Raw genomic sequence first — 13,194 nt, 5'->3', positions numbered from 1 at the left:
ACATGCCTTCCGAAATCCGACGACCCTCACCCGCCGCTGGCGCGGCTGCCCTCTCCCGGTGTGGGAGAGGGGACGAGAACGGTCACCCGCGCGGGAAAGGCCCCACCGCGCGCCTCAGTAGTTGAACAGCCGGCTGACGCTCTCGCGGCGGTGGATGGACATGATGGCGTCGGCGAAGAGGCCGGCGACGCTCACGACCTTGCAGCAGGGGGCCAGGGGTTCGAAGCGGTAGGCGACCGTGTCGGTCATCACCAGCTCCTTGATCGGCGAGGCGGCCAGCTTGGCGGCCGAGCCCTTGGAGAAGACGCCGTGCGAGACGCAGGCGTAGACGTCCTTGGCCCCGCGCTCCTTGCAGGCGACGGCCATCTCGATCAGCGTGCCGCCGGAGATGGTGAAGTCGTCCACGATCAGGACGTTGCGGCCGTTCACCTCGCCGACGATGTCCAGCATCTCGGCCTTCTCGTCGTGGCCGCGGCGGACCTTGTTGCCGAAGACCACCGGCGCCTGGATCATCTCGGCGAACTTGTACGCCTGCTTGCCGAAGCCGACGTCCGGCGAGGCGATCACCAGGTCGGGGATCTCCTTGCGGAGGAAGTAGTCGACCAGCACCGGCATGGCGTACAGGTGGTCGACCGGGACGCGGAAGAAGCCCTGGATCTGCGGGCTGTGCAGGTCCATCGTCAGGACCCGGTCGGCCCCGGCGGCCTCGATGCAGTCGGCGCAGACGCGGGCGCGGATGGAGACGCGGGGCTCGTCCTTCTTGTCCCCCTTCGCGTAGCTGAAGTACGGGATGACGGCCGTCACCTGCGTGGCGCTGGCGCGCTTGCAGGCGTCGATCCAGAACAGCAGCTCCATGAAGTTGTCGTTGACCGGGTACTCGGTCCCCTGGATGACGTACACGTCGCGCCCGCGCACGTTCTCCAGCGCCCGGACGAAGACGCAGCCCTCGCTGAACGTCATGGTCTCGCCCCGGGCCATCTCCGTGTCCAGGCGGTCGCAGATCGCCCGGGCGAGCGAGCCGCTGGCGCTGCCGGCGAAGATCTTCAGCTCGCCGTAGGGGTCGACCCGGTCGGTCGAGGTGCAGATCAGCGACATGTCCTTGCTCACGGCGTCCGCCCTGTCGTCGGGGGATTATGGTCGAAGGACTCCGTGCGATCGCCCCCGCGGCCGCAATCGGCGACGCCGCCCCCCCCGTGGCGCGCCGCCGACATCCGATCTTAACACCGTCGGCCTCCCCCGGCCACCCACGCCGCCCGTCGAGGCATCGGCGAACGCCGGCGCGTCCCGCCGGAAGCTCCCGTCGCCCCGACCGATCGTTTACAATCGCGACCGACTCCGCTCGACCGCCCGCCCCCCCCACCGCCGACCAGGAGGCCCGCCATGCCGCGAAGGAGCCCCGTCTCGACCCCCCTCCTCCTCGCGATCGCCCTCGCGACGCTCGCCCCCGCCCCGCCCGCCGGGGCCCAGGACGCCCCCCCGAAGCCCAGCTTCGACGGCGCCGTCGGCTGGATCAACTCCGGGCCGATCACCCTGGAGTCGCTCCGGGGGAAGGTGGTCCTGCTGGACTTCTGGACCTACTGCTGCATCAACTGCCACCATATCCTGCCCGACCTGGCGAAGCTGGAGGCCAAGTACAAGAACGAGCTGGTGGTCGTCGGCGTCCACTCCGGGAAGTTCGACGCCGAGCGCAACACGGAGAACATCCGGCGCAAGGTGGCCGAGTACCGCATCAAGCACCCCGTCGTCAACGACGCCGAGATGGAGATCTGGGCCCGCTTCGACGTCAACGCCTGGCCCTCGCGCGTGCTGATCGACCCCGAGGGGAACGTCGTCGTCTTCGGCCGCGACGAGGACGGGATGCCGGTCACCGCCATCGGGGGCGAGGGCCGGTACGAGCTGTTCGACTTCGCCATCGGCAAGATCGCCGCCGACGCCCGCAAGAAGGGGACGCTCAACGAGGAGCCCATCACCTTCCCCGCCGAGGAGAGCCAGTACGCCGACAAGCCCATGCTCTTCCCCGGCAAGGTCCTGGCCGACGCCGCTTCCGACCGCCTGTTCATCTCCGACACCGGCCACGACCGGATTATCGTCACCGACCTCGAAGGCAACAATCCCGTGGTCATCGGCGACGGCGGCGAGGGCCTGGTCGACGGGCCGTTCGAAAAGGCCCGGTTCAACCGCCAGCAGGGGATGTGCCTGGACGGCGACATCCTGTACGTCGCGGACACCGAGAACCACGCGATCCGCGCCGTGGACCTGAAGGCGAGGACCGTGAGCACCGTCGTCGGCAACGGCAAGCAGTCGAAGCGCGACCCCCGCGAGCCGTTCGTCGGCCCCGGCAAGACCTCGGAGATTTCGAGCCCCTGGGACGTGATCCAGCTCCCCGGCTCGAACCGGTTCTACATCGCGATGGCCGGGACCCACCAGATTTACGCCTTCGACCCCGACTCGGGCACGGTCCGTCGCTTCGCCGGCTCCGGATACGAGAACATCCGGGACGGGTCGCCCGAGGCGGCCCAGTTCGCGCAGCCGAGCGGGCTGGCGACCGACGGCGAGAGCCTGTACATCGCCGATTCCGAGGTCTCGGGCGTCCGCGTCATCACCGGCATCCAGACCGTCGCGCCGAGGGTCGGGCGGGTCGTCGGCAAGGGGCTGTTCGACTTCGGCGACCGCGACGGGACCGGCCCGGAGGAGGTCCGCCTCCAGCACTGCCTGGGCCTGGCGTTCGCCGACGGCAAGCTGTACATCGCCGACACGTACAACAACAAGGTGAAGGTCTGCGACCCGAAGGAGGCGAGCGTCGCCACCTTCCTCGGCGACGTGAAGTCCGGCGACTCCGACGCCCCCCCGCGCTTCCACGAGCCCGGCGGCCTGAGCGTCGCGGCCGGCAAGCTGTACGTCGCCGACACCAACAACCACAAGATCAAGGTCGTCGACCTCGCGACGAAGGCCGTCAAGACGCTGGAGATCCCCGGCCTCGCTCCGCCGGCCCAACCGTCGCCGCCTCCGGCCGAGTGATCGGGACGGAACGCGAGCATCACCCTTCATGGAGCTTCTCGCCATGTCGCTCGGATCCCTCGGCCGGCTCGCCTGCGGCCTCGCGCTCGCCCTGATGCCCGTCGTCGCGGCCGCCCAGACGCGCCCGGGGGTGGCACCCTCGGGCAAGGCCGCCCCGCGCGGGGCCGCCCCCCTGCCGGCCCGATCGCGGGCCGTGCTGCGGGGGCACGAGAAGGAGGCGCAGACGCTCGCCTTCTCCCCGGACGGCAAGTTCCTCGTCTCGGGCTCGCACGACGGCACTGTCCGCCGGTGGGATCCGGCCACCGGGCGCGAGATCGGCCGCTTCAAGATGCCCGGCGACTCCCCCATCCTGGACGCCGTCGCGGTCTCGATCGACGGCAAGACCGTCGCGGCCTGCGCGACCGACGGCGGGATCGCGACCTGGGATGTCGCCACCTCGAAGCCGGGGGAGACGTACGACCAGGGTCAGGTCGTCGACATCCTCTTCATGCCCGACGGCGCCCGCCTGGCGAGCGGCGACTTCACCTCCGTGAGCCTCTGGGATCTGGCGACCGGGGAGGAGACGGCCGAGATGGAGCCGCAAAGCACGGTCCAGACCCTGGCCGCCTCGCCCGACGGCAAGCTCGTGGCCTGGGGGGCGTTCTCCAACGCCCGTCCCAACGAGGTCGCCGTGTGGGACCTCGCGGCCGATCGAGCCGCCGTGCGGCTCAAGGACGCGGACATCCGCGCGTACGACGTCGAGTTCTCGCCCGACGGCAAGACGCTGGCCGTCTGCGGCCTGCGCGACACCGGCCGGAAGATCGAAGGGATCTCCATCGAGACGACGCTCACCGTCGGCGTGATCAAGCTCTGGGACGTCGCCACCGGCGCGATCCGGGCCGAGTACGACGCCGAGAGGAATCGCGGCCAGAACCGTACCTTCCACGACCTCTCCTACTCGCCCGACGGCTCCCTGATCGCGCTCGGGACGTCGGAGAACGTCGTCGAGATCTGGGAGGTCTCGCCGCTCCGCAAGCGAGGGGAGCTGAAGGGACACACCGACTACGTGAGGGCCGTGGCCTTCTCGCCGGACGGCAAGACGCTCGGATCCGCCTCGGACGACCGCACGATCCGACTCTGGGACGTCCCCACCGCTCCGGCTACCCGACCGGCGTTGACCCCGGGCGCCGTGGCGAAGCCGGGCGAAATCCGCCGCTTCGAAGGGCACCGGGGGGGCGTCGCGGCGGCGGCCCTCTCGCGCGACGGCCGCGTTGCCCTCTCCGGCGGGGAGGACGGCGAGCTTCGGGCCTGGGACGTGGCTACGGGCAAGCTCCTCCACGGCATGAAGGGCCACTCCGGGAGCATCGCCGGCGTCGCGCTGTCGCCCGACGGCAAGCGGGCCCTCAGCGGCGGCACGGATCGCACGGTCCGGCTCTGGGATCTCTCCGCCGGCCGCGAGCTGCGCACGCTCGAAGGCCATGCGTCGGCCGTCGCCTGCGTCGCCTTCGCCCCGGACGGCCGCCGGGCGGTCTCCGGCGGGGACCGCGAGCTGATCCTGTGGGATCTGGACGCGGGCAAGCCGGCCCTCAGGTTCGCCGACCTCGACGAGCGGGTCCGGGCCGTCGCCGTCACGCCGGACGGCCGGCTGGCCCTGACCGGCGGCGACGCCAAGGCGTTCCGCGCCTGGGACATGAGGAGCGGGCGCCGGCTCATGAACCTGGAGGGCCACGAGGAACCGATCCTGGCCGTGGCCCCCGCCCCCGACGTCCAGCTCGCCGCGACCGGCGGCGACGACGATTCGGTGAGCCTGTGGAACCTCCAGGGCGGCGAGGAGGGGACGACGATCGCCGAGGAGCACGAGGGGGGCGTGACCGCGGTCGCCCTGGCGCGCGGCGGCAGGCTGCTGACCGGCGCCGGCGACGGCATGATCCGGCTCTGGGACGGGCCCCGGGGCAAGCTCCTGCTCGCGCTCGAAGGCCACGCCGGCGCGGTCGCGAGCGTCGCCATCAGCCCGGACGGGCGCGCCGCCCTGTCCGCCGGCGCCGACGGGACCGTCCGGCTCTGGAGCCTGACGACCGCGGGGCGCTGAGGACGCCACCGACCGTCTCAGTCACCCGCCGGCTCGGCCTCGGTCCGCAACCGCAGGCCGATCGGCAGGGAATCGCCGAGGGCCTGGCCCTCCGGGGAGGCTTCCAGGTCGTGGTATTCGCGGACGGGGCGAAGCGTGGCCTCGTCCGCGCCCAGGCCGGCCAGCTTGTCGAGCGCCTTCGCGCGGCTCGGCTCGGACAGGTCGCGGACGCGGTCGCCCGAGGCGCGGGCGAGCTGGGCCAGGGCGAAGATGGCGTCGGCCGTCTCGCGGCCGGGGGCGTAGTCGCGCGCGGCCAGCGCGTCGACCCAGCGCTCGGCGGCCTCGCGGCGGACGACGGTGTTCGCCGGGCCGTACAGCGGCACGCGGGCGCCCAGCCGGCCGAGGCTCCATAGGACGTGGCCGGGGATCGTCGGCCGGGCGAGTTCCGCCGCGAGCGCGGCGCCCAGCGGCTCCTTCACGGAGGCGGCCAGCCGCTCCAGGCCGGCGGCGCAGCGCCACATCTCGGCGATCTCGTGGGCCTCGGGCTTCGGCCGTCCCGCCTTCTTCGCGGGGGTGGAGCCCTTGGGAGGCGTGAGGAACGGGGCGAGGCGGCGGTGGATCTCGTCGTGATGGGCCTTCGTGAGCCCGGCCGCGACCCGACGCCACAGGATCCACCACTCGGCCCAGCACTGCACGTCCTTCGAGTGCGTCACGCCCTGGTGGAAGACGGGCCAGAGCGCCTTGATGCGGATCTCGTCGAGCGGGAAGCCCCGGCCGGGGCGCAGGGCGTAGCCCGCCATGTTGAACCATCGCGACTCGTGGCGAGGGCCCTTCAGCCGATGGTCCGCCAGGTCGCGCAGCGGCTCCCACATGGCGCGCAGGGCCGACGGCGGCCAGGCGTCGCGCGGGACTTCCAGGATCTCCTCCAGCGCCTTGACCAGCCGCGCCGGGCCCCCCTCGGCGTTGCCGGCCGACGCCGGGGCTTCGAACGCCGCGCGGATGGCGGCCGTCGCGGCGTCGAGGACGCCCTGCTCGACGACCACGCGGTCGGCCTCCTCGCCGGCGACGGTCTCGCGCGGGCGGGGCTCGGCCGCGCCCCGGAGCTGGATCTGGAGCCGCCAGCGGCGGCCGTCGGCGCGCGACTGGCACCAGAGCTCGATCGTCCCGACCTCCGTCACCCTCGCCGCCAGGCTCACCGCGGCGCGCTCGGCCTTCGCCTTCCGGCCCACGCGCATCAGCCCCTGGAGCGGCGGCAGTTCGCGGATCGAGTCCGGGTCGGACGCGACGAGGTCGCCGGGCTTGTCGTCCGGGCGGACGGAGCTGCTGGCGAGCGGGAAGACGACGGGCTGGCCCATCAGCAGGTCGAAGTCGCGGCCGGCGACGGCGATCTCGTCCCCTTCCTCCGCGTCGCGCGGCACGACGCACAGCCACGGCCGCGCCGGGTCCCCTTCGAGCCCGACGTAGAACGATCGCGCCGTCCCCCCGCCGATGCGGATCCCGCCGCCTCGCCGCACGACCCCGTAATACGCCGCGCCGTGCGCGACGGCCAGGTCGAGCGAGGCGTTCGACAGCACGCGCGGGGCGTAGGGCGCGCCGGGGTCGCCGGCGAACCACGACGACATCACCTCCACGATCCGGTCTCGGACCGTCGCGGGCGTCAGCGCGCCGCCGTTGAACAGGATGGCGTCGGGCCGCGCGGGGCGGTCGGCCGCCGCGCCGTCGCCTCCCTGCCCCTGCCCGGCCTCGGCCTGGTGGCGTCGCAGGAAGGCGGCGAGGTGCCTCGGCACGGCGGGGTCGGCGACGAACGGCAGGCCGAATTCCTGGAGACCCGCGCGCGAGCCCCGCGACGGCTCCTCCCCCGGGGCGACCTTCGGGAAGAAGCCGTCCAGCGCGATCTCGCGGACCTCGTCGCGAGTCAGCTCGGACTGGATGCCGCCGCCGATGATCCGCGAGCCGCGCCCGGCGATCGTCACCGGCCAGCGTTCCTGCGCGAGCGTCTGGTCGGAGAGGAGCTTCTCCTTCGCGGTGCGGCAGGCGAACCGCAGGGCCGACCACTGCTCGCCGTCGAGCCGGGCGCCGCCGAGCTTCTTCTCGACGTGGTGGGCGAGCGCCAGGTCGATGTTGTCGCCGCCGAGCATCAGGTGGTCGCCGACGGCCACGCGGCGGAAGCCCGGCCCGGTGGGGGTCTCCGCCACGGTGATGAGGCTGAAGTCGGTCGTGCCGCCGCCGATGTCGCAGACGAGGATCAGCTCGCCCGCCCGAACCTCGCGCTGCCAGCGGTCCTGGTGGGTGACGATCCAGCAGTAGAACGCGGCCTGCGGCTCCTCCAGCAGCGTCACCCGCTCCAGCCCCGCGCGCTTCGCCGCCTCGACGGTCAGCTCGCGCGCCGCCTCGTCGAACGACGCGGGGACGGTCAGGACGATCTCCTGGTTCTCCAGCCGCCGCGACGCCTCGCCGTCGGACATGGCGTGGTTCCAGGCGTCGCGGATGTGGATCAGCGTGTCGGCCGAGGCCTCGACCGGCGAGATCTTCCGCGCCTCCGGCGGCGCCCCCCACGGCAGGATGTCGGCCTCGCGGTCGACGCCGCCGTGACAGAGCCAGCTCTTGGCGCTGGCGACCAGCCGCGAGGGGACCTTGGCCCCCTGGATGCGCGCGAACTCGCCGACGATCCGGTCGGAGCCCTCGTTCCACGGCAGCCGCGACGCCCCCGCCGGCAGCTCCGGCCCGGCCGGCAGGTAGACGAACGACGGCAGCATCGGCCGCGGCGCGGTCTCCCCCGGCGCGACGAGTTGCGGGACCTCGAACGCCCGGATGTCCGCCGCCGGCCGCTCCTTCCCCTTCGTGTCGACGTACGACACGGCGCAGTTGGTGGTCCCCAGGTCGATCCCGACGATGTAGCGTGTTCGCGTCATCCCCAGCCCTTGCCCGTCGCGCGGATTCCAAGCCTCGCCGCCGCACCGATCATACCGCGGCCCGCCCGGGGATATCACGAGGACGCCGGCGCGAGCAATGACGATCCGGAGCGCCCCCCCTTCTCCCCTCGTGGGAGAATGTGCCCCGGCGGGGCGGCGGAGGGGGCGCGCGACCGGGAGGCGTCGGAGCGTCTTTTGTGGTGCGGCCGTCTCGGCTGCACTCCGCGAGCTTGCGCGTGCAGCCGAGACGGCCGCACCACAACAAGCTCTCGGTCGCGCCCCCTCATCCGGCCTTCGGCCCCCTTCTCCCACGAGGGGAGAAGGGACGCTTGCCCCCCCCGCGCCAACGGGACGCCCCGACCGCCCCCGCTCGCTCGCTCAGGCGGCCGATCCGATCGCCCACGCCAGGCGGGGGCGGACGACGGCCCAGACGCGATCCGGGCTCAGCTCGTCGTGGCATTCCAGGCGGTCGCACGTCTTGAGGAAGCTCGGGGCGCACCAGACGCAGCTCCTCACCGAGACGGCGTTCGGCCCGTACGGCCCGGTAAGCTTCGGGTCGGTGCAGGTGTAGATCCCGACCACGCTCGCGCCGGTCGCCGCCGCCAGGTGGAGCGGGCCGGTATCGTTGGAGAGGTACACGTCCGACCGCCGCGCCAGCGCGCCGAGTTGCAGCAGGCTCGTCCCCCCGCACAGGTCCAAAACCGGCGTCCGGCCCATCGCCTCGCGGAGCGCGTCGACCAGCGGCCGGTCCTCGGGGGCGCCGACCGCCACGACCCCCGCGCCGAACTCGGCGACGGCGCGACGGGCGACCTCGGCGAAGTGGCGGACCGGCCATCGCTTCGTCAGCCAGCGCGAGCCCACGTTCACGACCAGCCGGGGCGACGGCGTGGCCGCCAGCGTCCGCTCGGCCCAAGCGTCGTCCTCATGCCGGATCGGCAGCGAGAACTCGGGTGACGACGGGGCGCCGCCGAGCGCCTCGGCCACGAGCATCACACGATCGACGGCGTGGACGCGGGCGCGCGGGGCGTCGACGCGGTGGGTGTAGAACCAGCGGGCGCCCTCGCGGGCGTCGTCCAGGCCGACGCGGACCGGGGCGCGGGTCGCGGCCGTCATCAGGCCGGAACGCAGGAGACCTTGCAGGTCGATCGTCAGGTCGAACCGCTCGCGGGCGAGGGCGCCGCAGAGGCTCGCCAGCCCGCGCATGCCCCGGACGGAGACGCCGGAAGGCCCCTTGTCGTAGGGGATCACGCGGTCGAGGTCTTCGCGCCCTTCCAGGAGCGACCGGAACGGGCCCGAGACGACCCATGACAGGTGGGCGTCGGGCCAGAGCCTCCGCAGTTCGGGGAGGATGGGGACGGAGTGGACCACGTCGCCGAGCGAACTCGGCTTGATGATGCAGACCTTCCCCGGCGGCCTGCGGCCGAGGATTTCCGACAGCGATGCCATGGCCGGGAGGCCCCCTTTCCCGTAACGTGACGATGGGCCGGGAGCCTAGCCCGTTCCCCGATTCCCGACAACCCGGCTTTCGCGCGGAGCCCCGCCGATGTTCGTCGCCTCGCTGCTCTTGGCCTCCTCGATCGTCTCCCAGCCCCCCGAGCGCGGGGAGGTCGCCTTCCACCCCGGCCCGAGCGAGGCGAGCGTCCCCGAGCCGTTCCGCCTGGAAGCCGCGACATTCGCCTACGAGCTGTCCCCCCTGATGGACTGCGGCCGGTACAAGGTATCCAAGCTGACCTTCCCCTCCCCGGTCGTCACGCCCGACGCCGCCAACAACACCGTCCACGCCGAGTACTTCGAGCCCGTGGGCTTCCCCGGCAAGCGTCCCGCGACGGTCGTCCTGCACATCCTCGGCGCCGACTTCCCCCTCTCGCGCTACTACGCCGCGCGCCTGGCCGACCGGGGCGTCGCGGCCCTGTTCCTGAAGCTCCCCTACTACGGCGAGCGTCGCGAGGCCGACGGCCCGGGGCCGGTGCCCAGGAAGTTCCTCTCGGAAGACATCGAGCGGACGATGCGGTCGATGCGGCAAGGCGTGCTGGACGTCCGCCGCGCCGGCCGCTGGCTGGCCTCGCGCCCGGAGATTGACGCCGATCGGCTGGGGGTGACGGGGATCAGCCTGGGGGGGATCGTCTCGTCGCTGGTCGTCTCCGTCGACCCCGACGTCAGCGCCGGCGCGCTCCTCCTGGCCGGCGGCGACCTGGCGAACGTCCTCTGGGAGATGCCCGAGACGGCCCCCTTCCGCGAGATGTGGGAGGCCGACGGCAAGACCCTGGCCGACCTGAAGGCCCTGACCGACCCCTACGATCCGTTGACCTACGCCGCCGGCATGAAGGGCAAGCGCGTCCTGATGATCGACGGCGCCGTCGACGAGGTCATCCCCCCCGCATCCGCCCGCGCCCTCTGGGAGGCCGGGGGCCGCCCCCCGATCATCTGGTACGACTGCGGCCACTACTCCGCCATCGGCTACCTCCTCCCCGCCATCCGCCGCGCCGTCGACTTCCTGGCCGACGACGCGCCGATCGGGGAAAATTCCGAGAAACCTGAAATCCCGCCCCAGCCGTCGCGGATCATGCCGGGGATTAGTGCCCCTGCTCCTTGATAATTTGGATTCGGTGCCGAAATCTCCGAGAGACCGGAGAACCGATGGTAACGCGCCAGCCCTCTCCCGCCGCGAGAGGGCGGCCCGAGGGGCCGGATGAAGGCCGTCGGCCGCTCCGTCACGGGCAGGATGCTCGGAACAACGCCAGGGATTCAGGCCGATCCACCGATCGGGAAAGCTCCGATGCGTGGAAGACCAGCCGAGGGGACGGTCATGCTTCGGCGATTCGTGACGGGGGCGGCATCCGGCTTGATGGCGGCCGGCACGGCCTTCGCGCTGGCCCACCACGCCCTCTTCGGCGGCGATCCGGCCAGACATGCCGAAGGCTTCACCGTGGATAAGATGCTTCTGCTCGTGGCCATGGGGTCGGGGGCGATCGGAGGCGCGTGCCTCGTGGGCCTCGCGGGTTCGGCGCGGCTCAACAGGTTCGGCTCGGGCGGCGCGCGTGGTGCCTTGTGGGGGGTGGCCGCGACCGCCGTCCTGGGCCTTCTGTCTTCTTCCTTCCACCAACCGAAGGAGGTGGAGGAGCATAAGGCTCGCTGGGCTCGATTCGGCCTTCCAATCGGCGCCTTGATCGGGGCGCTGGTCGGCGTCGCCCTTACCAGGAAAACTCATGAGGTGGCCGGAAGCGCCGAGGTCGATGAGACATCGGCCGAGGACGACCCGGCCGAGCGCCCTCGCGACCCATGGCCCACCGCGGAGCGTTGAGGTCTTTCCAAGGTCGAAACACCGACGCCGAGGGAGAGCCAGTCCCCCTCTAATCCTCGTGGGGAGAAGGTCCCCGGAGGAGGGGATGAGGCGAACGAGACGTCCGTTGGGCTCCCGAACCGGTCGCATGGGCTCTCGACCGCCCCGAGGGCCGTCGCGCGCGTCGCGGCGCTCATCAGATCGCCACGCGAGCTGTCTTGCCCACGATGCGCCTCGGCCGCCTCCTCCGGCGGGGAGACGGGGATTGCGCGTCGTGCCCCTGTTTGGACAGCCGACGACGCAATCGAAAAGCGCGAACGAAGCCACCGAAAGTCCAGCGTAAAACCTTCGCGTAAAAAGGCTTGCATCAATTGCAACGGCGGTCCGCGTGAGCGAACGAACCCACGCGACTTGGCGGGCGCGAGCGGAAAGGGACGAGGACCAACCGGACCGGCCCCCACCGGCGTCCACGTCGGAATCCGCGTGAATTCCTCGCATCACGGGCGAACGCGGGCCTCCCCGACGGGAGAGACGACTGGGCCCGACCGACACATTCGAATCGCGCGAACGGAGCCAACGTCAAATCGGCGGAACACAATTTCCACAAAGGAAGTTACATCGACAACCCGGATGCTCGGCGCGCGCAAACGAAGCCAACTTCGGGGGGCCCGGCGCGTGAGCGGTGGGAACACGGCTCGAATGGCCGGGCGGCGTGGATCGCCGGGCGGGGGCGGTCGCGGTTGTCAGCGGTCGGGCTTGGCGTTATGTTGCCGCCGATCGCGGGCTGGTGAATCGGTCTCATGCGGAAAGGGTCTTGCCATGGCGGCCTCCGTCACGAGCGTCTTCCTCTATGTGAAGGACGTTCGGCGTTCGCTGGAGTTCTACAACGAGGTCGTGGGGGCGGAGATCGTCCAGGTCCACGCCGAGCAGGAGAACGCCCCCTACAGCCTGGCGATCCTACGCCTCGACTCGTTCGTCATCATGCTCCACGCGCAGGAGGCGCACGCCGAGGAGTTCGCCGACACCCGGCTGGGCGTGGGGATCCACCTCCAGCTCCAGGTGGACGACGTGGACGCCTTCTATCAGAACTGCCTGGACCAGGGGGCGATGCTCAGCGTCTCGGGCGAGCCGGCCGACCAGGAATGGGGCTGGCGCGAGTTCGCCCTCCGCGACCCTGACGGCTTCGTCTGGTCGGTCTACCAGGACAACACCGAGGGTCAGTGGACCGGCTGAACCCTCGCCAGGATCGCCGCGGCCCCCGCGACGGCCGCCGTCTCGACCCGCAGGATCGCCGCGGCGAACCGGACCGGCGTCCAGCCCGCCGCGCGGGCGCTCTCAACCTCCTCCTCCGTCAGCCCCCCCTCGGGGCCGACGACCAGCCGGACCGGCGACCCCGCCGCGATCGCCGGCCAGGCGTGGGGGGGCTCGCCCGCCGGGTCGGCGAGCAGCCGGACCCCATCCCCCCTCGCGAGGTAATCGCCCAGGGCCTCGGAGGGGGCCAGCTCCATGAGCCGGGCCCGGCCGCATTGCTTGGAAGCCTCGACGATCGTGCGTCGGAGCCGTTCCAGCTTCGACCCGCGAGGGTCGACGACCGAGCGTTCCGTGGTCAGCGGCACGACCCGCTCGACGCCGACCTCGACGGCCTTCTCGATCAGCCAGTCGAGCCGGTCCCCCTTCGGCGCGGCCGTGGCGACCTCGACGCGGCACGCCGCCTCGCGATCGGCGAGCGGCCCCCCCTCCACCGCCAGCCGCGCGCGATCCTTGCCGACCTCGACGATCCGCGCGAGCGTGGCGAAGCCCCGGCCGTCGAACAGCGTCACCACGTCCCCCTCCCCCTTGCGGCAGACCCGCGTGAGGTGCCGCGCCTCGTCGGCGTCCAGCCGGTAATGGCCGTCGATCGGCGGCGTGGGGCAGTAGAATCGCTGGGACATGGGGGA

At 72.0% G+C, this 13,194-nt stretch carries 9 protein-coding genes; 5 read left to right on the top strand and 4 right to left on the bottom strand.

What is annotated here, in order from left to right:
• Positions 1-114 precede the first annotated feature (114 nt).
• Complete coding sequence (locus WG209_RS21475) at positions 115-1,107, bottom strand: ribose-phosphate pyrophosphokinase (protein WP_337177145.1); 993 nt, start codon at positions 1,105-1,107, stop codon at positions 115-117.
• Positions 1,108-1,380: 273 nt separating this feature from the next.
• On the opposite strand from WG209_RS21475, the gene WG209_RS21470 reads away from it, so the two are divergent.
• Entirely contained in the window at positions 1,381-3,018 is a 1,638-nt protein-coding gene (locus WG209_RS21470; RefSeq protein ID WP_337177144.1) for a thioredoxin-like domain-containing protein, read from the top strand.
• Between the two features lie 43 nt (positions 3,019-3,061).
• A complete protein-coding gene (locus WG209_RS21465) occupies positions 3,062-5,086 on the top strand; it encodes a WD40 repeat domain-containing protein (RefSeq protein WP_337177143.1) in 2,025 nt (674 codons plus the stop codon).
• A 17-nt stretch (positions 5,087-5,103) separates the two neighbouring features.
• On the opposite strand, the gene WG209_RS21460 is transcribed toward WG209_RS21465, so the two are convergent.
• Together WG209_RS21460 and WG209_RS21455 are read right to left on the bottom strand one after the other, a co-directional pair.
• Positions 5,104-7,977, bottom strand: coding sequence for an Hsp70 family protein (locus WG209_RS21460; protein WP_337177142.1), 2,874 nt, complete (start codon positions 7,975-7,977; stop codon positions 5,104-5,106).
• Between the two features lie 378 nt (positions 7,978-8,355).
• A complete protein-coding gene (locus WG209_RS21455; protein WP_337177141.1) occupies positions 8,356-9,423 on the bottom strand; it encodes a glycosyltransferase family 9 protein in 1,068 nt (355 codons plus the stop codon).
• Between the two features lie 97 nt (positions 9,424-9,520).
• On the opposite strand from WG209_RS21455, the gene WG209_RS21450 reads away from it, so the two are divergent.
• The 3 genes from WG209_RS21450 (at position 9,521) to WG209_RS21440 (ending at position 12,490) form a co-directional block, all read left to right on the top strand.
• Positions 9,521-10,570 (top strand): prolyl oligopeptidase family serine peptidase, encoded by a 1,050-nt coding sequence (locus tag WG209_RS21450; RefSeq protein WP_337177140.1) that lies wholly within the window; start codon positions 9,521-9,523, stop codon positions 10,568-10,570.
• A gap of 213 nt (positions 10,571-10,783) precedes the next feature.
• Positions 10,784-11,278, top strand: a complete 495-nt coding sequence (locus tag WG209_RS21445) for a hypothetical protein (protein WP_337177139.1) — start codon at positions 10,784-10,786, stop codon at positions 11,276-11,278.
• Positions 11,279-12,076: 798 nt separating this feature from the next.
• Positions 12,077-12,490, top strand: coding sequence for a VOC family protein (locus WG209_RS21440; RefSeq protein WP_337177138.1), 414 nt, complete (start codon positions 12,077-12,079; stop codon positions 12,488-12,490).
• Here the strand turns inward: WG209_RS21440 and WG209_RS21435 are convergent.
• Positions 12,475-13,188 (bottom strand): RsmE family RNA methyltransferase, encoded by a 714-nt coding sequence (locus WG209_RS21435; protein ID WP_337177137.1) that lies wholly within the window; start codon positions 13,186-13,188, stop codon positions 12,475-12,477. The genes WG209_RS21440 and WG209_RS21435 overlap by 16 nt on opposite strands.
• Positions 13,189-13,194 lie beyond the last annotated feature (6 nt).

It is taken from the genome of Paludisphaera sp., assembly GCF_037189885.1.
Taxonomy (GTDB): Bacteria; Planctomycetota; Planctomycetia; order Isosphaerales; family Isosphaeraceae; genus Paludisphaera.
This window is presented reverse-complemented; position numbering and strand designations above follow the sequence as displayed.